This window comes from Muribaculum sp. NM65_B17 (genome assembly GCF_004793735.1).
Taxonomy (GTDB): domain Bacteria; phylum Bacteroidota; class Bacteroidia; order Bacteroidales; family Muribaculaceae; genus Muribaculum; species Muribaculum gordoncarteri.
The window spans coordinates 38,673-62,635 of the sequence record NZ_SRYY01000003.1 but is presented as its reverse complement, the minus strand read 5'-3'; the positions used below and the strand labels follow the sequence as shown (position 1 = coordinate 62,635).

The 23,963-nt window shown below is 50.3% G+C and carries 17 protein-coding genes, 3 tRNA genes and 1 pseudogene; 7 read left to right on the top strand and 14 right to left on the bottom strand.

Going from position 1 to position 23,963, the window contains the following annotated elements:
- Positions 1-15: 15 nt before the first annotated feature.
- Positions 16-87 (bottom strand) — tRNA-Arg (locus tag E5354_RS04860).
- A gap of 69 nt (positions 88-156) precedes the next feature.
- Positions 157-882: a DNA repair protein RecO gene (gene recO / locus E5354_RS04855; RefSeq protein ID WP_168353829.1), complete on the bottom strand. Its 726-nt coding sequence runs from the start codon at positions 880-882 to the stop codon at positions 157-159.
- 153 nt (positions 883-1,035) lie between these two features.
- Here recO and E5354_RS04850 point away from each other — a divergent pair.
- From E5354_RS04850 to E5354_RS14175, 4 genes are all read left to right on the top strand, one after another.
- Positions 1,036-1,110 (top strand) — tRNA-Glu (locus tag E5354_RS04850).
- Between the two features lie 39 nt (positions 1,111-1,149).
- Positions 1,150-1,410: a 30S ribosomal protein S20 gene (gene rpsT / locus E5354_RS04845; RefSeq protein WP_123395458.1), complete on the top strand. Its 261-nt coding sequence runs from the start codon at positions 1,150-1,152 to the stop codon at positions 1,408-1,410.
- Between the two features lie 37 nt (positions 1,411-1,447).
- Positions 1,448-1,522: transfer RNA gene (locus E5354_RS04840), tRNA-Glu, on the top strand.
- A gap of 129 nt (positions 1,523-1,651) precedes the next feature.
- The gene (locus tag E5354_RS14175) at positions 1,652-1,828 is read left to right on the top strand and encodes a hypothetical protein (protein ID WP_168353828.1); all 177 of its coding nucleotides are present in this window, start codon (positions 1,652-1,654) and stop codon (positions 1,826-1,828) included.
- Positions 1,829-1,994: 166 nt separating this feature from the next.
- Here the strand turns inward: E5354_RS14175 and E5354_RS04835 are convergent, their stop codons facing one another.
- From E5354_RS04835 to E5354_RS04800, 8 genes are all read right to left on the bottom strand, one after another.
- A complete protein-coding gene (locus tag E5354_RS04835; protein WP_135946633.1) occupies positions 1,995-3,257 on the bottom strand; it encodes a M56 family metallopeptidase in 1,263 nt (420 codons plus the stop codon).
- Positions 3,257-3,625, bottom strand: a complete 369-nt coding sequence (locus tag E5354_RS04830) for a BlaI/MecI/CopY family transcriptional regulator (protein ID WP_123395456.1) — start codon at positions 3,623-3,625, stop codon at positions 3,257-3,259. Before E5354_RS04830 ends, E5354_RS04835 begins: the two co-directional genes overlap by 1 nt.
- Before the next feature lie 213 nt (positions 3,626-3,838).
- Positions 3,839-6,730, bottom strand: coding sequence for a protein translocase subunit SecD (secD, locus tag E5354_RS04825; RefSeq protein WP_123395455.1), 2,892 nt, complete (start codon positions 6,728-6,730; stop codon positions 3,839-3,841).
- A gap of 182 nt (positions 6,731-6,912) precedes the next feature.
- A complete protein-coding gene (locus tag E5354_RS04820; RefSeq protein ID WP_123395454.1) occupies positions 6,913-7,863 on the bottom strand; it encodes a PCMD domain-containing protein in 951 nt (316 codons plus the stop codon).
- 143 nt (positions 7,864-8,006) lie between these two features.
- On the bottom strand, positions 8,007-8,495 hold the full coding sequence (ispF, locus tag E5354_RS04815; RefSeq protein ID WP_210433133.1) for a 2-C-methyl-D-erythritol 2,4-cyclodiphosphate synthase: 489 nt from the start codon (positions 8,493-8,495) through the stop codon (positions 8,007-8,009).
- A gap of 16 nt (positions 8,496-8,511) precedes the next feature.
- A complete protein-coding gene (porV, locus tag E5354_RS04810) occupies positions 8,512-9,702 on the bottom strand; it encodes a type IX secretion system outer membrane channel protein PorV (RefSeq protein WP_135946632.1) in 1,191 nt (396 codons plus the stop codon).
- 72 nt (positions 9,703-9,774) lie between these two features.
- Entirely contained in the window at positions 9,775-12,147 is a 2,373-nt protein-coding gene (locus E5354_RS04805) for a glycoside hydrolase family 127 protein (RefSeq protein WP_135946631.1), read from the bottom strand.
- 191 nt (positions 12,148-12,338) lie between these two features.
- On the bottom strand, positions 12,339-13,025 hold the full coding sequence (locus E5354_RS04800) for a tetratricopeptide repeat protein (protein ID WP_135946630.1): 687 nt from the start codon (positions 13,023-13,025) through the stop codon (positions 12,339-12,341).
- Positions 13,026-13,256: 231 nt separating this feature from the next.
- Between E5354_RS04800 and lysS the strand changes: the two genes are divergently transcribed.
- Genes lysS through E5354_RS04785 form a run of 3 tightly spaced genes read left to right on the top strand, consistent with a single transcriptional unit; the run spans position 13,257 to position 17,372 of the window.
- On the top strand, positions 13,257-14,987 hold the full coding sequence (gene lysS, locus E5354_RS04795) for a lysine--tRNA ligase (RefSeq protein WP_123395450.1): 1,731 nt from the start codon (positions 13,257-13,259) through the stop codon (positions 14,985-14,987).
- Positions 14,963-15,991: an NAD(P)H-dependent glycerol-3-phosphate dehydrogenase gene (locus tag E5354_RS04790; protein ID WP_246863745.1), complete on the top strand. Its 1,029-nt coding sequence runs from the start codon at positions 14,963-14,965 to the stop codon at positions 15,989-15,991. Before lysS ends, E5354_RS04790 begins: the two co-directional genes overlap by 25 nt.
- Before the next feature lie 31 nt (positions 15,992-16,022).
- Positions 16,023-17,372, top strand: a complete 1,350-nt coding sequence (locus E5354_RS04785) for a glucose-6-phosphate isomerase (protein WP_135946629.1) — start codon at positions 16,023-16,025, stop codon at positions 17,370-17,372.
- A gap of 292 nt (positions 17,373-17,664) precedes the next feature.
- On the opposite strand, the gene E5354_RS04780 is transcribed toward E5354_RS04785, so the two are convergent.
- From E5354_RS04780 to E5354_RS04765, 4 genes and pseudogenes are all read right to left on the bottom strand, one after another.
- Entirely contained in the window at positions 17,665-19,212 is a 1,548-nt protein-coding gene (locus E5354_RS04780; protein WP_123395447.1) for an alpha-N-arabinofuranosidase, read from the bottom strand.
- Between the two features lie 31 nt (positions 19,213-19,243).
- Positions 19,244-20,226 (bottom strand): annotated as a pseudogene (locus tag E5354_RS04775) (glycoside hydrolase family 43 protein).
- A 7-nt stretch (positions 20,227-20,233) separates the two neighbouring features.
- A complete protein-coding gene (locus tag E5354_RS04770; protein WP_135946628.1) occupies positions 20,234-22,219 on the bottom strand; it encodes an alpha-L-arabinofuranosidase C-terminal domain-containing protein in 1,986 nt (661 codons plus the stop codon).
- Between the two features lie 42 nt (positions 22,220-22,261).
- Entirely contained in the window at positions 22,262-23,710 is a 1,449-nt protein-coding gene (locus E5354_RS04765; protein WP_238337387.1) for an arabinan endo-1,5-alpha-L-arabinosidase, read from the bottom strand.
- Between the last annotated feature and the right edge of the window lie 253 nt (positions 23,711-23,963).

Here is a 23,963-nt window from a genome sequence, read left to right as displayed (position 1 = left end):
ACATGTTTGATATTGTAGCCCGGAGCGGAATCGAACCGCTATCTAAGGTTTAGGAAACCTCTATTCTATCCGTTGAACTACCAGGCCATCGGTTGAATCACGACAAAGTTAAGCATTTCCACATTAATATGCAAGTGCGACCCTCAATAGCCAAGGCTAATCAAACAGCCTGCGCATAACATCGAGCGAATTAAGCCCCGACAACGCCGCATAGTGTAAAGTGTAGTATTCCAGGATAGCCGTAAGAGTCGAGTTACGCTGGTTGCGACTGAAGCGGAACGCAGCCAAGTTGTCCCATGTCATGCGCGACAACAAGGCCACCGTGGCAGCATCCTCGGGAGGAAGGAAGCGACGATGAAGCGGCGGTGAAGAGCGGAATGTACCGTCAACCATGTCAAACACACGCCCGGGAGCGTAGGTCGACACATCGGGCTCAATGCCTATGTAACGACCAAGACGATACAGAAACGCAAGATGGAAATTAGCCACCCCGCGTGACATAGAGTCAAATCGCTCTATCGAATCGACCAGGAAGGCATAGAGTGCCGCATCCTCCTGGCTCTCGGTAAGCACCGTTCCGAGCAGCTCGGCCATGAACATGGCCACAGCGCCCTTTACAGGATTGGAGTGCAACCCATGTAGTGGCAACAAGGCCCGTGGTTCGCGTACATTGTATATGTCACGCCCCGGTCTTACATCGGCGATGCATTCAAAGGGAGTCAAAGGCATCGTGACAGCCCTGCGTCGAACAGCCTCGCGACTGCCTCCGGCCGACATCAACAACGCGACGCGCCCCATTTCCCGCGAATAGGCAGTGAGTATATTATTGCGGTCACTGTACTTCACAGTGCGCAAAGCGATGCAATTCAGATGGGTCAACATAGTGGATTTACAGTCATAAAACGACCCTAAAGTTACTAAAAACATAGTCATTGCCATGAAAAATTTCATTAAATGAGCTATTTATCGCGATTTATTTGCGAGAATAAAAAAAAGTATCTATATTTGCACTCGCTTTTGCGCACAGCGCATGTCGGCCCATTCGTCTATCGGTTAGGACGCAAGATTTTCATTCTTGAAAGAGGAGTTCGATTCTCCTATGGGCTACCAAATTAAATTAAACACAAAGTATAAAAGAGTTTTTTTATAATGGCAAATCATAAGTCATCTATTAAGAGAATCCGTCAGACTGAGTCACGCCGACTCCGCAATCGTTATTATGCCAAGACCGCACGTAACGCCGTGCGCCGTCTTCGTGCAATGACCGACAAAGCAGAAGCTGCAGCAGCCTATATCAAGGTAAGCTCACTTCTCGACCGCCTCGCTGCAAAGGGAACAATCTCAAAGAACAAGGCAGGTAACCTTAAGAGCAAGCTTGCACTTCACGTAAACAAGCTCGCCAACGCTTAATAGAGGATTGCGCCATTAGAAGGCACAAAACTCTCATGGCCCATTCGTCTATCGGTTAGGACGCAAGATTTTCATTCTTGAAAGAGGAGTTCGATTCTCCTATGGGCTACCAAATCTCTACTTTGCTACTTAAGCCACGAGTTTTGATGACCCGTGGCTTTTCTATTAAACCAATGAACCGTTTACGGCACACAATTGTTAAACCTATATAACTCTATTACTAATCTAAATCATCAACACCATGCCTTTTGACAATCAACCTATCAACGCTAAAAAGTTGACCCACCCCATTGACGAACTTCCGGGAATCGAAGATTCATACTACAGCGACGCAACACCTGAAGATGTAAAGCAGGATGTCAAGTCACTGAACAACATCGGCGCTCCAAATTCAATAACGCCGAAGCCGGGGAAATAAGAAACTCAAAACTATTAAAATCATAAAGAACTCGCCGACATTGCCGACGAGTCCTTTTATATTTATGTATCATCAAAAGAAAGTCCCTGCTGAAACCCGCAAAACAGCACGCCTCACCATGCTCGATGCGGCGCACTGTATTGACTACAGAGTAGCGACGAGATGCTTATTCAAATCTTACGGCCACCGTTCCGGGAACTGCGCCGTCCTCCTTCTCCTCTTTTTCAGCAGGCTCACTTACGCTAAGTTTATATGTGACCGGCACATTCACACACACCGATTTGGACTTTTTAAGCGGCTCCCATCGAGGACACTTGGAAATCAATTCCAACGCAGCGGCATCCAACGACGGCGAAACGCTTTTAACCACCTTGGCATCAGACACCGAACCGTCGGCATTTATGCACATCTGCACAACTACCGTGCCCTGCTCATTAGCCTCAAAGGCTTCAGCAGGATAGTGCAGATTCATCATCATAAACTTCTGAAATTCCACCATTCCACCGGGAAACTGGGGCACTTCCTCCTCAGTGGCCGATGCTTCGGTAGTGTCAGGAGCGGAAACAGGAGCGGCATCAGCCCAGTTGGAGCATATAAACGCCAATGCCAACACAGCAGGAATTGCAATCATGTAGCGCACAAGCGCCACTGATGATTTTTTCTTTTGATTCATCATTTTGATTCGTTTTTTAAGGGATGATACATTAAAGTTATTATAGAATTTTGCTATAGCCTGATTATCGGTCATCGCAAGAAGACTCATCTGATATTGCCGACGGTTGTCACGCGTCATCACACGCGAATCGGCAATATATTCAAGATTGTCACGCATTTCGCCTCTCAACAACCATGCGACAGGATTGAACCAGCACAATATCGACAGAAATTCCGACATCAGCACATCCACCGAATGCAGCTGATCGACATGCACCGCTTCATGCGATATCACATTGTCATCGTCAATAAAGCCTTCGCTCACAAAAATGAATCCGAAGAAGGAGAATGCGCCTGAATTGCCGGGCATCACGAAGAGCTTTCGGTCGGCAACCGTCATGTCATCGTAACGGCTAACAAGCGCAAACACACTCCCCACCCTCACGACAAGATAGAGCAACAGAACAGCAGCGACCGACACATATAGCGCAACGAGCAGCGACTGCACATCAATTGCGACATTGTCAACGACATTGCTGACCGCGCCGTGAACAACCTGCAATGCAGGGCCGACATAAGCGACACGACCACCCAACTTTTCGGCTGTCACGCCGAAATCAACAAGCGGGAACACAACAGCCACCGTAACGCCTGCCAGCATAAAAGCACGCCTCCACTGGAAATGTGTGTCACGACTCAGCAACAAACGATAGGCCAGATAGACGACCGTGACGATGATGTTGACCTCAAGCAGATATAAAAGGATTGCATTCATCACTTATCCTCCTCGCCTTTGTTTATCAAATCTATTATTTCACGAAGTTCGTCACTTGATATCTTATTGTCACGCGCAAAGAAGGTGACAAGCTCCTTGTAGGAGTTCTTGAAGTAAGAGCCGACGACATTACCGAGAAACGTGCGCTTGTAATCCTGCTCGTCAATGGCCGGGCGATATATGTAGGTGTTCCCTTCAAGACGGGAGGCTACATACCCTTTACGCTCCAGATTCTTAAATACTGAAGCCACTGTAGTGTAAGGAGGCCGCGGAACCGACAGCAATTCGATGGCCTGCTTTACATTGCATAAGCCGAGTTGCCACACGCAACGCATGATTTCTTCTTCCTGATGAGTGAGTGGAGTCATAAATATGATTCAATATTAAATTTACACAACGCAAATCTACGAAAAATTCGTAGACCGCCAAAATATTTCTACGAAATTTTCGTAGTTATTTTTCATTACATCGATTTTATTGTCACATCCCGCTCGTATCATCATAATTAACAGCCTGTTATATACACAAAAGAGGCCGTGCCAAAATTGACACGGCCTCTCGATATTTATATCAATGTTGAATTATGCGGCTTTCTTGCCTGAATTGCGACGACGGTCGGTGAGATAAGCTACCGGAGCTGCCACGTAGATAGTGGCAAGTGTACCGGTGATTACACCGAACAACATTGCAAACGTAAAGCTGCGGATAGATTCACCACCAAGGATGAAGATACACAGAAGCACAAGAAGCGTAGAGCATGATGTCATGATTGTACGACTCAATGTCGAGTTAATTGACATGTTGATCATGCTGAAGAAATCCTGCTTGGGATAGAGCTGAGTATTTTCACGCACACGGTCAAACACAACCACCGTATCGTTGATCTGGTAACCGATAACGGTAAGGATTGCCGCAATGAATGTCTGGTCAATCTCCATTGAGAACGGAAGTATGCCCCAGAAGAGCGAGTAGAATCCGATGATAGTGAATGCGGTGAATGCAACTGCGGCGAGAGCACCTACCGAGAATGCTACATTGTGGAATCGGAGCAAGATGTAGAGGAACATCGCGATGAGCGACAGGACAACGGCGATGTAAGCATCGTTCTTCATGTCGGCTGCGATTGTAGGACCTACCTTCTGTGAGCTCTGGATACCAACATTCTCATTGGTTGTCGAGAAGTCCTCAAGGCTCATGTTGCCTATCTCATCCTTAAGACCACTGTAGAGGATTTCGGTGATTTCACGGTCAACGCCATCGGTTTCCTCATTGATCTTATAGTTGGTCGAGATACGCACCTTGGTGTCATTGTCGATGGTGATTACCGAAAGTGATGCATTGGGGAACGAGGGAGCAAGCTTGCTCTGAATCTCATGAGTCTTTACGGGATGATCAAATTGAACTACATAGTTGCGACCACCCGAGAAGTCGATACCCTGATTCATTCCACGAAGGAAGAGCGACGCAACAACAACCAGTGCCAATATACCGCAAACGGTAAATGAAACCTTACGCTGACCAAGGAAGTTGATCTTGGTGTCGGTAAGCATATTGCGAGAGAGCTTGGTGGTGAATGTCAAGCGCTGGAAGGGAGCGGTCTTTCCAAATCCGATGAATACAAGACGGGTAAGGAACACTGCAGTGAAGAATGAGCATACGATACCGATGATAAGGGTAGTAGCAAAACCCTTGATGGGGCCTGTTCCGTAAAGAAGCAGAATCACTGCGGTGATTACCGAAGTCAAGTTAGAGTCGAAGATTGCCGAGAAAGCGTTGCTGTAACCGTCGGCGATTGCCTGACGAATGTTCTTGCCGGCGCGAAGTTCCTCCTTGGCGCGCTCGAAGATAAGCACGTTGGCGTCAACGGCCATACCGAGAGCAAGCACGATACCGGCGATACCGGGGAGCGTAAGCACTGCCTGGAATGAAGCAAGTATACCGAATGTAAAGAAGAGGTTGCACACAAGTCCCATGTTGGCAACGAGTCCGGGAATGAATCCGTAGAAGAACATCATGAACGCCATCAAGAGCACGAGTGCGATGACAAACGAAAGGAATCCGTCATGAATTGCCTGCTTACCGAGCGAAGGACCGATTACGGTATCGCTGATGATGTCTACCTTGGCAGCCATCTTACCTGACTTGAGCACGTTGGCCAAGTCCTTTGCATCCTCGACAGTGAACTGGCCGGTTATCTGTGAGCGACCGCCCTCGATTACCGAGTTGATGCGGGGATAAGAGTATACATGATCGTCAAGCACGATTGCCACGGGCTTGCCGAGGTTGTTCTGAGTAACGCGGGCCCAAGCCTTTGCGCCTTCGCTGTTCATGTTCATCGAAACGTAGTTACCCGACATGTTGTCGAAGTCGCTTGTTGCCGATACTACGACATCACCTGCAAGGGCGGGCTTGCCGTTGTTTGACTTAAGAGCGATGAGCTGATAGATTTCAGCCTTGCGGGTAGTGTTGGTGGCTGTGTCGGTGTACTGAACTTCCTGAGGTTTAACCTCCCAGCGGAGCTTAAGGTTGGAAGGAAGGATGCGAGCTGCAACAGGGCTCTCGAGGATTGAATCGATTACCTCGCGATGAGCCTGAGTTGCCATACCTACGATGGGAGTGCCGGGATAGCCCTGACCGTCAAAGTAAGCGAAGATACTGTTTACATTGGCGGTGCTGTCGCTGCGGAGTGCATTCTCAAGAGCCATGAGCTGCGACTGAATCTCGTCGATGGTGTAAACTTCGTAGAATTCGAGGTTGGCCGATGCCTTAAGAAGCTCACGCACACGGTCGTGCTCTTTAACGCCGGGAAGTTCAAGAAGAATCTGACCGTCCTTCTCAAGTTCCTGAATGTTGGGCGATACAACGCCAAACTGGTCGATACGGTTGCGGAGCACGTTGGTCGAACTTGCCACACGGTCCTTAACCTCCTGCTTTACTGTTGCCTCAACCTGCGCAGCGTTTTCGCCACGCTTAGCCACGTTCTTGAACACGACAGCCATGTCGGCCGAGGGGTCGATGCGCTGATATTCCTTGAAGAAGGCGGCAACATAGTCGCTCGTCTTAGTCTTCTTGACTACTGAATCGGTAGCTGAAATTACGGCATTGAAAGTCTTGTTGCCTTCGGCGTTAGCCATAGAGCGGAGAATGTCGGGAACCGAAACCTGAAGGATAACGTTCATACCTCCTTTCAGGTCGAGGCCGAGGCCTACGCCCATCTTCTGAACTTGATTGAACGTATAACCGAGAACGGGATAAACCTTCTCCTTACCGATAGAGTCGATGTAGTTTTTGTAAGCCTTCTTGTAAGAGTCGGAAGCAGCGTCACCGCCCGACATCACCATAGCATACTCGGTAGCCTTATCCTCGTAACGCTTGGTCACCCAAGAGAATGAGAGATAAAACAGACACACGAGTACCAAGAAGATCGCTATCACACCGGATATAGCACTTCCGGTCGTACCTTTGCTTTGCATGTGTAAGTTAAGTGATATTTAAAGTTATTAATAAAAATTTTTCGCAATTTTTTCAGCGTGCAAATATAACGTTTTTTTCTGTGACTTCCATAAACTGAGGCCAATAAAATGGCCATATTCCATGATTTAAGGTGTATTAGACCCCGTTTCCTAATATTTGTTAACGCCGGGGCCGCAGTTCTTCAATAGACGAGCCGCAAATTGTCGACCCACAATGTCATGCCGGGGGTACCCTCAAAAGCCACACCGCAACCCGACGAAGCCATAACGAGCATGTGGGTCGGCACTGCATCGGGAGCGTCCCACTTCACCTCTTTCACAGGCACCATCTTGCCCTTGGAGTTGCGTGCGTAATAGGAGCGTTCCTCGGGAATAAGCCCCATGTAATCCTTATAGTCGGGATGTGAAGATATGTCGCCGTAAAGCACCTTTATGTCGTGATTGCGAATCCAATCGGTTGATGTAGCGTAACGCTCGCGGCCGGTTCCCACCCTCGCGGCATATATGTTGCCGTCGGCATCCTCCCAGCGTCGCTGAAGCAGGATGTAGACCTCGGCATTGTCCTTCCCGGGAATATCCTTTCGCGACGAACCGGTGGCGCGTACACGGCTTACCCCTTCAGGGATATGCACCTTATAGTCAATGCGCAAAGCCGAGGGACGGCGGGTAAAAGGAATGCCCATCTCCATTTTGGAATAGGGATTTGACGCATTTTTTATAGGCTCTATATTGTAGCCGAGATATATCGACCCCGACACAAGGACTTGAAGGTTTACAATGCCGAGCACCTTGACTTTCTCTATTACAGTAGTTAGCTTGCAGCAACGGCCTCCGGCGGGATTGGCATCGGGAAACACGGCATTGCTCGCCTTGACGATGCCCATCACGTTGGCCATCACATTGGATGTGGCCCATGGCGAACCGCCCATATTGGAATAGACCTTGTTGCCGTCAATCACCATTTCGGGAGCTATCTTGTAGACTTTCTTTGTGTTTCCGCCAAGCAGCTTCGACTCGGTGATATTGCGAGTAACCCAGTTTTCAAAGTCGGCATATTTAATCAAGTCAATCTCTTGACCTGCAACGGAAAAGATGCCAACCAGCAAAGACAAAACAGTCGACAATATTCGCATATCCTAATCCCGTTAAATTTTATTGCACAAAGATAACAATTATACTGCCATAACGGATTATGCCCGCGACAAAACGACTGCCGTTTACCGGCAGAAACGCCTTATGCGCCAACAATAGGGCAAAACGGGACAAATGCCACACCCTATATGCGACAGATGAGAGCTACTGCCTGTGCGGCTATACCCTCCTCCCGACCGGTGAATCCAAGTCGCTCGGTGGTTGTAGCCTTAACCGAAACGCAATCAATCTCAAGTCCAAGGTCGGAGGCTACACACTCGATCATCGCCGGAATATGAGGCAGCAACTTAGGAGCCTGTGCCATTATGGTTATGTCGACATTGCCTATTACATAACCTCTTGCCGCCAATAATTCACGCACACGACGCAGCAATACCCTTGAATCGGCGCCTTTATAAGCAGGATCGGTATCGGGGAAATGATAGCCTATGTCACGCAGCGCGGCAGCACCGAGCAGTGCGTCACACAAAGCATGAAGAGCGACATCGGCATCGCTGTGTCCGAGCAATCCGAGAGTGTGTGGTATCTTTACGCCGCAGAGCCACAAGTCACGACCCTCGACGAGGCGGTGGACATCAAATCCGTTGCCTATGCGAAAATTAGGTATATTCATGATTATAAAATTTTATTTACTTGCGTCCGAACATCTCCTTGAGTCCGTCCATGTCAAATGTAAGCGTGAAACGAAGTGTCTGGTCAAGCGGCGATGTCTGCGCGGTAGCTATCATATAGGAAGCGTCGAGCCGAAGCACATTGAGGGCGAATCCAGCACCCATACCGAAATATTTGCGACCTCCCTTGAACTCATTTTCATAGTAGTATCCGGCCCTGAGGAAAAACTGCTGATTATAGCTGTATTCAGCACCTATCGACCATGTAATCTCGCGCAACTCCTCTTTAAATCCCCCCGGAGCATCGCCAAACGACTTGAATATTCCGGTTATAGGCGACATATCCTCCCACTCCACAAGGGCATCAAGATAACGCTGTTCGCCTTCAGGAGTGTCGTCATAGTCGCCTCGACGGGGCTTGGTGGGGACAAGCAGTTTGTTCATGTCGAGCGAAAGGGCAAGATTGTGGTAGTCGGCAAGAGGGAATGTGAATGTAGTTCCAAGTCGCAGGTTGGCGGGCAGGAATGCGGGACTCTCCCCGTTGTTATAGCTCACCTTGCTTCCCACATTGGACACGTTCCAGCCCCACGACCATTGACACTCATTGCGCCCTATCATGGGATAGTAGGTGAAGAAACCGGCTATATCGGCCGAAAATGCCGAAGCTCCGGTCGACTGGTCGCCCGAGTATGAGGTCGAAAAGCCAAGGTCGGAATAGATGTAACGCAACACGACTCCCATCGAATATTTGTCGGACAATTTACGTGAATAGCCCACATCGACCGACATCTCATAGGGATTAAGAGTCTGACCTGCCGAGATGTCGCTGCCCGTGGTTATCTCACCAAGCGAAAAGTAACGCAGCGAAGCGCTCACAGCCTGATTGTCGCCGTCACCTATCTTCCAGTATCCCGAAAGGTTGGCGAGAAATATGTCGTCGACAATCTTGCGCAGCCACGGAGTGTAGCTGAGCGACACCGCCCCACCGCTATAGGCAAATGCATACTTTGCCGGATTCCAGAACTGGGAATTGGCATCGGGATCGGTTGCCGCACCGATATCGCCCATCGATGCACCGCGTGCATCGGGAGCTATGTTAAGCGAAGTCACCCCCGTCTGCACAGGATTGAATTCGTCCTTCGGAGTTTCGGCGACGAGCGTCGAGTGAAGAAACAATATGGCGAGGGCGGTCAGCGTGTATCGTACCATGTAATGTGACATTGTACTATAATAACCACAAAACCGCCCTTTTATTGTATAAGCGCAAGCTAAAGAAGTTGATTACTTCTCCTCGCTCTTTATAAGCCTTACATGGTATATGCCTCCCGCACTATGTCCGGGATGGCTGCGGAATGTTACCGTCACGTGCGATTTGCCGGCGAGCAGATCGGCGGGAATAGGATACTCCACATTCACAAATTCGTCACGCTTCCACTTGCCCGACACATTTTCCGAAGCAAGCAGTGTGTCGTCAACGAGTATGTCAAATGTACGCTTTCCGTTCTCATTGCCCCAGTAGCGTACCATAAGGGCAAGCGAATCAAGATTGTCGGTGCTCAACATGTAGCTGAAGTAGCCTCCGTTGGAAGCGTCACGCCAAGGCTCGCCCTGAAAGTTGCCTTTATTGGAGCGGTCAAACTTCATGCCGTGATCCGCCTCAGGCTGCTGCTCCCCGGTGTTGACAGCATCGACAGTGCGGCGGTCAAGAGCGAGGCGCATCTCCTCCTTCAATTGCTCTTCGCGCAGATAGGAGCCATATTGCTCGGGGGTCATCGAAAGCCAGTACATCATGTAACGGCAATCGTGGATGCGGGCAAAGGGCTCAAGCTCAAGTGACGCATATTTGGCATCAAACAGTCCGGGGACGGTATATGTCATCGACTTGCCCTCGACAGGCTTCATGTTATTGAGCTTCTTAAGAATCTCGTCACGCGTTCCTATAAGTAACGGAGTATCAAACACCGAAACAAGCGGACCTGATGCGATGTGCGCCCAACGGCCGTCGTCACCTACAAGACCGTCGAGATTTTCGGTACTGTAACGCGCACCCATCACAATGGGACCGCGCACGATCGATATGTAATCGGGCACATTGGGTATCTCCTCAACCGTTACGGCCATGGGCAACGACAGCTCCACCACATCACCGTCACGCCATGTACGGTCGATCGTCACATAGGACTGCGCCGGAGAGGCTGCAATCTCCTTTCCATTGACTTTTACAGTCATGCCCTCGCACCATCCCGGGTGACGCAGCTGCAGCTTGAACTTCTTCTTGCCACGGGTATTCACGACGAGGCGCGATGACTCGGAGTCGGGAAACGATGTCGACTGGGTTAGTGTCACTCCCTTGTCACGCCAGTTAAGACGCGATGCGATGAAGAGGTTAACCTGAAGCGAATCGCCCGAATGAGTGTATATGAATTGTCCGTATTTTCCGTGATTCTCCATTCCGGTTCCAACGCAGCACCACATCGCGCTGTTGGGCTGGGAATAGACGCGGTAGTGACCCGGGCGAGCCGAGGTGAAGTAAACGTAACCTCCGTGTTCGGGGTGTTGGGTCGACAGGATATGATTGAACAGAGCGCGCTCGTAGAAATCGGCATACTCGGCGGTAGGCGACATTCGGAACAGACCCTCGGTCAGCTTCAGCATATTGTTGGTGTTACATGACTCGGGGCCTTCGCGGTCATCAGCGTAACTCTTGCAATCGGCAGCCGAAGCAAAGTGCTCGCGACGGCTGTTTCCGCCTATCGACAGTGAGCGGTCATGCACCACGGTGTTCCAGAAGAATCGGGCAGCCGAGTCAAATGTCTTGTCGCCGTCAAGCTCGGCTATTCGCTGATAGCCTACAACCTTAGGCACCTGAGTGTTGGCGTGCTTGTTATCAAGGTTGTCGACACCGGCCGCCATGCTGTCGAGCAGCCAATGGTGAGCGAAACGCTTGGCGGCATCAAGGTAACGCTTATCTCCGGTCATGGCATAAGCGTCGGCGTAAACTTCGTCCATGCCTCCAAACTCGTTGTCGAGCATAGCCTCCATCTGCTTGTCGTCAAGAGGTGCTATGACATCGATGCCCCAGTCACATAACTTCAGGAACATGTCACGCGCCTGCTTGTCACCCGTGTACACCCATGCGTCACGCAGTCCGGCATAGGTCTTGTGAACATTATACCAGGGCACCCAGTATTTCCACACAATGCCCACATTGCCGTCATGTATCTCCTTCCACAGCTTGGCACCGTTGGGCACGCCGCCTATATAGCCGTTACCGTTGGCGTCCTGGCATCTTTTCAGTTCCGATATCATGTAATCCATTCGCGATTTAAGCTTCTCATTGCCTGTTGCGGCATAGTGAATGGAGAGAGCCGAAAGATAGTGTCCGCCCACATGTCCGTCAAGCCCTTCCCAGTTTGGAAAAAGCTCGCCCTTGGGCTGCAGGCCGGCCTCTTTCAGGAAGGGTGCAAGCAATCGGTCGACATCGTATTGTAGCAGCACATCCACATTCAGGTCGCAGGCATGCTTGAAAGGGCCGTCGAGCAATTGCACATCGCTCAACGAAAACTCATTGGGATAAAGCCGCTGCTGTGCGCTCAATGGCGACATTGCTGCAAGCAACATGGCGCCGGCGGCCAGGAAGTGTCGGTAATTCATTGCAATAGAAATGTTGTTGGGTTAATGATTTCTTACAAAATTAATGAAAATCCGCGACATAACGCCCTACTTTACACAGCAACCGCCAACAATTAGCATTTATTGTCAAACCGGCTCTTAATAAATACAAATAGTGCCGCCCCATTTTCGGGGACGGCACCATCCGTTAAATTTCAAGTATTAAGTCACTCTTATTTTTCCGAGGCCTGATATTCGGCGCGTGCGATGTACTTGTCAATGTCAAGATTGTAAGCGCGTGAATATTCGGGATAATCAGCCTTGATGGCCTTGAGCACCTTGAGCTCGGCGGCATAATCCTTCTGCTCGCGAAGCACGGTGGCCTTCTTAAGCATGAAGAGCGGAGTGTAGAGAGCGTTGTTGTCGCTTATCTTAATGGCCTTGTCGTAGGAAGCAAGAGCATCGGAATACTTCTGGAGATTGACATAGCAGTCACCTTCGAGCGACATTGCAGCAGCACCCACAAGAGCTTCCTTGGGATCGAAGTTCTTCAGGTTGTTGATTGCCTCCTCATACTTTCCGTCACGGTAAAGCATTGTTGCGGCAACAAGAGCGGCACGGTTGCCGGCCTCATATCCATATTCGTTAGCAACCTGCTGATATTGTGCAAGCGCTACCGAGTCATTGCCCTGCGAGAGGGTGATGTCGGCCTGCGACACAGCCTCGTTGGCGGCCTTTATACCGGGGTTACGCACTGCAAAAATGTAGATGATAACGATGATGGCGATTACCGAAATGGCAATCATGCCCCACATTACATACTTCTGACCTTTGGTCACATTGTTCTTTAACTCTTCATTCTCCTTGTTGAGCACATCAAGCTCAATAGGTTCATTCTGTTTCGGGTCTTTATCAGCCATTGTGTATTAATATTTTTCAGTATATAACAAATGAGAGCCGAAAAAGTAGGCTCATTAATTGTGCAAAATTAACCTAAATTATTAATTTACCCAAATTTTACGGCAAAAAAGGCAATAATAACAAAAATGAGGTGTATCAAACGGCCGACAAGCCAAAAAAGGCGTTAGGAGTGAGGATTATTAGGCAATTATTATGTAATTTTGCATCAATTTGATAAATTGTATACAATTATGAATATACTTGAATTGAGCGAACAAGAGATAGTGCGCCGAGGAAGTCTTGACGAAATGCGTCGTATGGGCATAGACCCCTACCCCGCAGCCCTGTACCCCACCGACGCCTATACCACCGAGATTAAAGAGACATTCAGCGACGATGCGCCTCAACGCGAGGTGTGCATAGCCGGCCGCATAATGAGCCGCCGCATAATGGGCAAAGCCTCATTCATGGAACTTCAGGACTCGAAAGGCCGCATTCAAGTCTACATAAGCCGCGACGACCTCTGTCCCGGCGAAGACAAGGAGCTATACAATGTAGTGTTCAAAAAACTCCTCGACATAGGCGACTTCGTGGGAGTGAAAGGCTACGTGTTCCGCACTCAGACCGGCGAAATTTCGGTTCACGCCCGCGAGCTCACGGTGCTTAGCAAGTCACTGCGTCCGCTCCCCATCGTCAAGGTCAAGGACGGCGTTACCTACGATGCATTCGACGATCCCGAGCTGCGTTACCGCCGCCGCTATGTCGACCTCGTTGTCAACGATCAAGTAAAGGACATATTCATCAAGCGCACCAAAGTGTTCAACTCGATGCGCAACTACTTCAACGACCACGGTTACATGGAGGTGGAAACACCCATCCTGCAGTCGATACCCGGCGGTGCAGCCGCACGCCCCTTCATCACTCATCACAATGCGCTCGACATTCCCCTGTATCTGCGCATCGCCGACGAGCTTTACCTGAAGCGCCTCATCGTAGGTGGCTTTGAAGGTGTCTACGAGTTTTCAAAGAACTTCCGCAACGAAGGCATGGACCGTACCCACAACCCCGAGTTCACCTGTATGGAAATCTACGTTGCCTACAAGGACTACAACTGGATGATGGACTTCACCGAAAAGATGCTTGAAAAGATATGCCTCGATGTCAACGGCACGACCGAAGTCAAGGTAGGCGACAACACTATAAGCTTCAAGGCTCCCTTCAAGCGCATAACGATGATCGATGCAATAAAGGAGCACACCGGCATCGACATCGCCGGCATGGACGAAGAGCAATTGCGCGAAGTGTGCCGCAAGCTCGACATCGAAGCCGATGAAACCATGGGCAAAGGCAAGCTCATCGACGAGATATTCGGCGAGAAGTGCGAGGGCAACTACATCCAGCCCACTTTCATCATCGACTATCCCATCGAAATGTCGCCCCTCACCAAGCGTCACCGCAACAATCCCGAGCTAACCGAGCGCTTCGAGCTTATGGTCAACGGAAAGGAACTTGCCAACGCATATTCCGAGCTTAACGACCCCATCGACCAGTATGAACGCTTTGTAGAGCAGATGCGCCTTGCCGAAAAAGGCGACGACGAGGCCATGATAATCGACAAGGACTTCATCCGCGCTCTTGAGTACGGAATGCCTCCCACTTCAGGCATGGGAATCGGCATGGACCGACTCGTGATGCTGATGACCGGCCAGACTACCATTCAGGAGGTGCTGCTATTCCCGCAGATGCGCCCCGAAAAAGTCCAGCCCCGCGACAAGGAAGAGGCCTACACCGCAATAGGAGTACCCGCCGAATGGGTTGCACCGCTTCAGAAAGCCGGCATAATGACCGTAAGCCAGCTCGCAGGAGCCAATCCGGGCAAGATATTCCAGGATCTATGCGGCATTAACAAGAAATTCAAACTCGAACTTAAAAATCCGACACAGGACGACATCAAGTCATGGATTGCAGCAGTCGAACAGTAGAATCAACATTCCCGTTCCCCGGCAAGATAGCGGTGATGGGTGGAGGCTCCTGGGCCACCGCCCTGTCAAAACTGCTGCTACAGAATTGCGACTCGATTATATGGTACATGCGCCGCGACGACCGCATCAACGACTTCAAGAGGCTCGGACACAATCCCGCCTATCTGTCGGATGTAGAGTTCCCAATAGGACGCATCGATTTCCGCAGCGACATAAACGCGGCATGCTCCGAAGCCGACACCCTTCTCATGGCAATGCCGTCGCCCTACTTCAAGAGCCATCTGGCAAAGTTGACAGCCGACATATCGGACAAAAACATCGTAGTCGCCACCAAAGGCATCGTCCCCGACGAAAATGAGGTGATAAGCGACTACATGGTGGAGTACTACGGTGTCGACCCGTCACGCATAGTAGTCGTGTCGGGCCCCTGCCATGCCGAAGAGGTGGCACTCGGCCGATTGAGCTATCTTACCGTTGCCTGCAACGACATCGAGCTTGCACGTAAATTCACATCCATGCTCGACGGGAAAGCAATGAAGACATTCGTTTCGACCGATGTACACGGAATCGAATACGCAGGAGTACTGAAAAACATCTACGCAATAGCGTCAGGAATGGTACACGGGTTAAAAGCCGGCGACAACTATCAGGCAATGGTAATATCCAATGCAATCCGAGAAATGGCGCGGTTCATCGAAGCCATATCCCCCGAAGAGCGTCAGATATGCGATTCAGTCTATCTCGGCGACCTGCTCGTGACATCCTATTCCCGATTCTCGCGCAACCACAATTTCGGAGCCATGATAGGACGAGGCTACACCGTAAAAGCAGCCATGATGGAAATGGAAATGGTGGCCGAAGGATATTACGGCACAAAGTGTATTCATGAAATAAATCGTAAATACAACGTGAACATGCCGCTGCTCGACTGTGTTTATCGTATACTATACGAGCGTTGTCCCGTGTCATTAGCGTTTGAAAAACTCAGCACCGAATTGATATAACCCTTAAATGACATATTTAACACCAACAGTTATGAAAAAAATTCAAGTAAACATCAAGCACATCCTCAATACAGTCAGCGAGGAATCGGTTCGCACGCTTCAGGAAGGCGCTGCCGCCGCAGGACTTGAAAAGCTCAACAAGGGCACAGGCGAAGGAAACGACTTCCTCGGCTGGCTCGACCTCCCCTCTCGCACCCCGGCTCATCACCTCGATGAAATCCAGGCCGTGGCCGATGAGCTGCGTAATTCATGCGATTATGTGGTGTCAATAGGCATCGGCGGTTCCTATCTCGGAGCCAAGGCCGTAATAGAAGCCCTCAGCAACTCATTTGACGCATATACTCCGGCATTGCCCAACAACCCCAAAGTGCTCTTTGCCGGACAGAACATAGGAGAGGATTACCTCTATGAGCTCCAGGAATTCCTGAAGGACAAGAGATTCGGAATCATCGTAATCTCAAAATCGGGAACCACTACCGAGCCGGCAATCGCATTCCGCCTTCTTAAGGAGCAGCTCGAGGCCCAGGTGGGCAAGGAGAAGGCTTCAAAGCTCATCGTAGCCATAACCGACGCCAAGCGTGGAGCATTGCGCCAGCTTGCCACCGAAGAGGGTTACAAGACATTCGTAATCGACGATAACGTAGGCGGACGATTCTCAGTACTTACCCCCGTGGGACTGCTTCCCATCGCAGTTGCCGGATTTGACATCAAGAAGCTCGTAAAAGGCGCTCTTGAACTGCAACACGACACCGAGAAGGCAAGCGACGACAATGTGAGCGAGCTATATGCAGCCGCACGTAACGCTCTTTACCAGGCCGGGAAGAAGATTGAGATCCTCGTAAACTACAATCCCAAGCTCCACTACTTCGGAGAGTGGTGGAAACAGCTTTACGGCGAAAGCGAGGGCAAGGACCACAAGGGCATATATCCGGCAGCAGTCGACTTCTCCACCGACCTTCACTCAATGGGCCAGTGGATACAGGACGGCGAACGCACAATATTTGAAACAGTGCTGTCGGTTGACTCAGTAAAGCACACCAAAGTCATCCCGTCAGACGAAGCAAACCTTGACGGATTGAATTACATCGCAGGAAAACGCGTCGACGAAGTCAACAAGATGGCTGAACTCGGCACTCGCATAGCCCATGTCGACGGCGGCGTTCCCAACATCCGCATCACCATTCCCGAACTCAACGAGGAATATCTCGGCCAGCTCATCTACTTCTTTGAGAAAGCTTGCGGAATATCAGGATACATTCTCGATGTGAATCCGTTCAACCAGCCCGGTGTAGAGGATTACAAGCGCAATATGTTCGCTCTACTTGAAAAGCCAGGTTACGAAGAAGCCACCAAGGCCATCCAGTCAAAACTCGGCGAATAAGCGAAACAGCATTACAATCAAATAAAGCGAGGCACGGCCCCAATGCGGTCATGCCTCGCTTTTTCAGTTAACACAAAGTTAAATCCCGCTATTTGAGCCAATTTATGTGAAATAATCCCTACGGGAGCGACCATTTATCAATCAGAGTTGTTAAACCTACAAATCCATTCAAGGAGAGACCCACATATTTGATAATTGCTAATCCTATGGGACACACACGTAGCAAAAATACGCCCCGAGAAGGCTGAACTTCCCGGGGCGTATTACGTATAATGAAAAAGTGCTTACTTCATTAATCGAGCTGAAGGGTGACGATGGACTTGGCCGGCAAAGTCAACTTGAGTGAACCCTTGTTGATTTTTGCACCATTGAAAGCCTTGAGAGTCACCTTCTCGGGCTGACCGAAATCGTTATAATCGGCGATGTTGGCCGAGGTAAGGATTTCACCCTTTACATTCTTAGCCTTGATGTTGCCGAGAGGTATGTCGATTTCGCAAGGTTCGTTGAGGTCGGTGTTAACAAGCGATATGGCCACCTTGCCGTCCTTCTCCGATGCAGTTGCGCTGATTACGGGCACAAGACGATTGTCACGCACCTTACGATAGGTAGTGTTTACCGAAAGGGGGATAAGCTTTGCATCCTGATGAGGAACATACATCTTGAACACATAGTAGGTAGGAGTAAGCACCATCTGATTGTCCTTGGTGAGCACCATCGACTGGAGCACGTTGGCAATCTGTGCGATGTTGGTCATCTTCACACGGTCGGTAAGGTCATGGAACACGTTCAATGACAGAGCTGCCACCATTGCGTCACGCATTGTGTTTTGCTGATAGAGGTGACCGGGCACGGTTCCGGGCTCCTCGTCCCACCATGTTCCCCACTCGTCAACAAGAAGAGCGACACGCTTGTTGGGGTCAAACTTGTCCATGATGTCCATGTGCTTGCGGGTTACATCACCCACTTCAAGACACTTGCCGAGAGTCCAGTAGTAGTCGTCGTCGGTAAACTTGGTAGCCGAACCCTTGCTGCCTACCCAACCGGGAGTTGTGTAGTAGTGGAGTGAGATACCGTCCATGAGATTACCGGCCTTGTCCATCAGGACTTCGGTCCAGTTATAATCGTAGTCGCTTGCACCTGAAGCGATTTTAAACAGGCGGTTGCCGTTGAAGTTACGGCAGTAGGTCTGATAACGGCGATATGCATCGGCATAGAATTCGGGGGTGAAGTTACCGCCGCAACCCCAGCTTTCATTACCTACACCGAGATATTTAAGATGCCAAGGCTTCTCACGACCGTTTTCCTTACGAATCTTGGCCATGGGACCCTCCTCGGCGGTTATGTACTCAACCCACTTGGCAAGCTCCTCGACAGAGCCGCTGCCCACGTTGCCGCTCAGATAAGGCTCGGCACCGATAAGTTCGCAAAGGTTGAAGAATTCATGAGTTCCGAAGCTGTTGTCCTCCACAGTTCCACCCCAGTTGTTGTTGACCATGCGGGGACGGTTCTCCTTCGGGCCGATACCGTCGACCCAGTGGTATTCGTCGGCAAAGCATCCGCCGGGCCAGCGAAGCACGGGCACCTTGATGTCACGCATAGCCTGAAGCACATCGTTACGATAGCCGTTGGTGTTGGGAATGGGAGAATCTTCGCCTACCCATATACCACCGTAGATACATGTTCCAAGGTGTTCGGCAAACTGGCCGTATATCTCCTTATTAATCACCGGAGCCGATTCCTGAGGATTCAGCGTCACAGTTACGTTCTTGTCAGCAGCGTTGGCGACTGAAGCACATCCGAGGATAAGCGCCAATGCACCGGTTTTAATCAAATAGTTCATTAGTTTAGGTTTTTTAGTATAGTTCGTTATATTATTTTTCAGGCCAGATGCCTTCGGTAGTCATAGCGATTCGCTTGATTGTACCGTCGGGATTGTAATAGAGTCGGTCGATGCACAACGAGCGGCGATAGCTGCATCCGTCATGGTTGATGGCACCGTTATGGTAGATGAAGTACCAGTCGCCGTTGAACTCTATTATGGCTTGATGGTTGGTATTGGAATTGCCTGCTATTTCATTCAAAATGCCCTTGGGCTCCCACGGGCCGTTAATGCTGCGGCTCATGGCGTAGCATATCTTTTCGGGGAATTCCGACGCATACGACAGGTAGTACCAGTCGCCGCGCTTGTGAATCCACGGAGCCTCGGTGTATCGGGGAAGGTTTATTGGAATTATGGGGCCGTCAAGCTCAATCATGTTAGGCTTGAGCTTTGCATAGTAACACTGTGTGTTACCCCAGAAGATGTAGGCCTGGCCGTCATCGTCGATAAACACTGTGGGGTCTATGTCGTCCCATCCTATGGAAGTGTACTCGGTGGTCATGTCGTTGGTCACGAGAGCCGAGCCTCTGGCATCGACAAAGGGTCCTAGAGGACTGTCGGCGACAGCGACTCCGATCGCCTTGCCGGGGATGGTGGCATGTTCAACGGTGACATACCAGTAAAACTTGCCGTCACGCTCTATGACCTGACTTGCCCATGCGTCACCCTTGGCCCACTTGAAGTCCTTGGCACGAAGAGGTGCGGGATGTTCGGTCCATGTCACGAGATCAGGCGATGACAGCACACACCACTCCTTCATGTCGTAGTAATAGTGAGGTGCGGGACACTCGTCATGTCCGGCATATATATATAGACCTTGCCGTCATGCACGAGAGCGGCGGGGTCACCGAGATACTTATAGTTGACAAATGGATTTCCCTTCGCTACGAATGTCGTATCGGCGGGAGCGGCCGCCGACGCGCCTGCAGCGGCCGTCAGCAGCACTCCTGTCAATAATGTAGTGAGTTTATTCATTCGCCGGTTACTGTTTCTTGAAGTGATAAACCGAGAATGTGTTGGGCTCGATAACTGTAGTCCAGTCGGCCTTCTCCTCCATTGCAAACTTCTTCATCGAGGGAACGATCTTGTTGGGCTCCTCAAGGGTGTTCTCCGAGTCAAGATCCTTGGTCGAGAGTGTCTGTGCAGTCACACCTGTGATCACATCCTTCTTCTTAAGGCCGGCAAGCTTGATGTTGAGTTCCTGAGGCTCCGACGAAGTGTTGGCCACCTTTACTATATATTCGTTGCGATCCTTGTCGTAGACAGCGCTTGCAAACAGGCCGTTCTGACCCTCGGCACCGGTAACGTTCTTCTTGTCCATGGTGAGAGGAACTACGTTGGTACCCTTGTTTTCGCTGAACAGCTGCTGAACGTAGTAGCTTGCTGTGCGAACCGAGTTGTTGTTGTCATACCAGATCATGTCGGGACGCCACTGCCATCCTTCAACGTGAGCGAAAAGAGGTGCATAGGTTGCCATGTGAACAACATCGGCGTTACGCTCAAGACCGGTCATGAATGCAGCCTCAAGAAGAGCGGCGTTGTAGTGGTTGTACTTCTTGCCGCGTCCGTGACATGCATATTCTCCGGCAAATACTTTCGGGCCCTTGCGGTCGTAGTTGTCGTAACGTGCGCCCTGGCTCAAGAACCAAGATTCGGGACGATAGAAGTGCTCGTCAACGAGGTCAGCCTTAAGGCGAGTCATTTCAGGCCACAGGTAGTCAAACTCCTTACCCTCGGAGTTGGGACCCGATGAACCGATAATCTTTATGTCGGGATACTTTGCGCGGATAGCCTTGATGAAGGGCTCAAGACGCTCTACATACTCGGGACCCCACTGCTCGTTACCTACACCGATAAACTTGAGGTTGAAGGGAGCGGGATGACCCATCTCGGCACGAAGCGCACCCCACTTGGTCGAAGTGTCGCCGTTGGCAAACTCGATAAGATCCAATGCATCCTGGATGTAGGGCTGAAGCGAGTCAACTGCTATGTGAGCGTGCATGTCGTCGTTCTGATACTGGCAAGCAAGACCAACGTTAAGCACGGGAAGCGGCTCGGAACCGATCTCTTCCGAAAGAAGGAAGAATTCATAGAATCCAAGTCCGTAGGACTGGAAGTAGTCGGGGAAGAAACGATGGGGGAAAGTGTAGTGCCAACGGTTCTCGTTGAGAGGACGGTTTTCAACCGGGCCTACAGTCTTCTTCCAGTCGTAACGAGTGTCGATGTCGGTACCCTCAACGATACATCCGCCGGGGAAACGGAAGATACCGGGCTTAAGGTCGGCGAGAGCCTGAGCGAGGTCTTTGCGCATTCCGTTCTCATGTCCCTTCCAAGTGTCAACCGGGAAGAGCGAGATGTGCTCAAGGTCAACAGTGTGTTCGGGCTTGCTCAGGAAGATGCGGAGCTTACCCTTGGTCACCGAAGTTTCGGGCTTGAGGATTACCGTGTACTTCTTCCACTCCTTTGAGTCGATTGTAATCTCCTGCTGAGTCATTGTCTGGGTTTCGCCCATCGCCTTGGTGTCGACAAGCTCCACGCGTATTTTAGATGAACCACCGTCGGGTACGCGGGCCCATACCGAGAAACGATACTCTTCGCCGGCCTTGAAGCTCACGCCGAAGAATCCTTCGTTCTCAACTCCTGTCCACTTGTGGGGGTGTCCGGGATTGGAAAGGCGTACATAATGGGGATTGCGTTCAAACGGACCGTCATTCTTTAAGTCAACATGTCCGAATATCTCCCAACCCATGAAATTTTCAGGGAATTCAAACGAGCGGTTCTTTATCATCTCGGCATAAAGACCACCGTCGGCGGCATAGTTGATGTCCTCAAAGAAAAGACCGTACATGGTTGGTTGCACCGGAGCACCGATTTTGTTGGTTTGGACTACGAGCTCATTGGTCGCAGCATTAAGAGCGAGCCCTGCACTAAGGGCTACTGCAGTCAATAATCTTGAATTAAATTTCATGATATAAAGTTAAAAAATTACTATTTTGGGTTTTGGCTATGGTCATTTGGTTCTCTTTCCCCACACTGAGCGGCCCTGATCATCAAGTCCGGTAAAAAGCACTGTGTCGAGCCGGCGTTCCCAGTCATGACCTGCAAAGATAATCAAATTATTGATTTTTTCGCCGTTAAGCGTCATGGATAATAGCTGATTTTTTTCATCAAATTGCCATGAACCCTTGTTTTCGGCTATCACACCTGCATTGGCAAGCGTATACGGTTGGGCGATGTTCCATTCGCCGTCGAGCAAAGCGCCCTCACCCCACAGAATCTGTCCGGCTTCAAGGCGGCGTTCGGCACGAGGCTCGACTATGCGCACTATCTCCCACTCGCCTTCAAGATCGGCGGCGCTGAAACTGCGCTGGGGCACTCCTGCATAACGCTGGGGCGAAACCACAGGCCAGCCGTCGGGAGTGAAGAGTATGCGGCGCACATGTAGGTCCATCAAGGCGCTTTCGGAAGCGAGGCGTCCCTGGTGAGCCATGAAGTAATTGCCTTCACCGTCGGTAAACACTCCGCAATGGGCTGTGCCCACCCAGCCGTCATGGCTGTCAAAGCGGTAAGGAGCCGTGAGGATGGGGAAATTGTTGGTGGTGTCGCTCATCTCCTTGCCGAAGAAGTCGATGAAAGGGCCTTCGGGCTTGTCGGAGCGTCCTACTCTCACGTTATATGTGGTCATCAAAGGGTCGTAGGAACCGAAAAGGAAATATTGGCGTGACGGCTCATGATAGATTATCTCGGGGGCCTCGAGGTTGTGCACGCTATAGTCGGCACGACGAGCCACGAGGTGACCCTGGTCGCCGGCGTTCACGGGAAGACCTGTGGCGGGATTGAGCTCAACGCAGTAGAGTCCGCCGAAAAACGATCCGTAATGCATCCACCACTTGCCGTCGTCGGTCACGACCACCGAGGGGTCGATTGCGTTCATTACCGATGACTCGTCGGTGCGCACTACACAACCCTTGAGTTCCCAAGGGCCTTCGGGCGACGATGACTCGGCAAGACCTATATATGATGTGTTCTTTCCGAATGCCGACACACAGTAATAAAGGCGGAACTTATCGCCGTAAGGCATCATATAGGGAGCCCAGATGTTTTCGGCTCCATTGCCACCGGCATTCGACTTCACCCACTGAACAGCCTCGGCGGGAATCTCGGGCAAAGCCCATCCGAGAAACTCCCAGTTTACAAGGTCGGCTGAGCGACGCATCTGAATGAAGCCCATAGGCACGCCCTTCTCGGCAGCCTCCTGACGGTTCTCGGCAAAAATGGCGTCGGTCGAATACATATAATAATAGTCGCCTACTTTACGGCACGCAGGATCGTGTACATTGTAAGTTCCCCACGATTTGTAGTTTTCCATTGACGATAAAGATCGGTAATCGTCGGCCCAAGGATTAGGAGCCGGGACGGGCTTGAACACATCGGCCCGACTGAATCCGGGCAGAAGCATCAAAACAACCGGCAATAAAGTTTTGCAAAGGTTTTTCATGAACAAAGTGTTTTTTTTAATTTCGGCACAAAATTACCTTTATATACAATATGAATGGTGGACATATCACGATTTAGGGTGGACAATGAGTGTAAATCGACACTAATCAAGTAGCGAAGCCCCTGATTTATGCCAAAATAAACATCTATTAGTATATATTTCAATTTAAAATTACTATCTTTGCACACTCTCAATTAACAACCGAATTCACAGT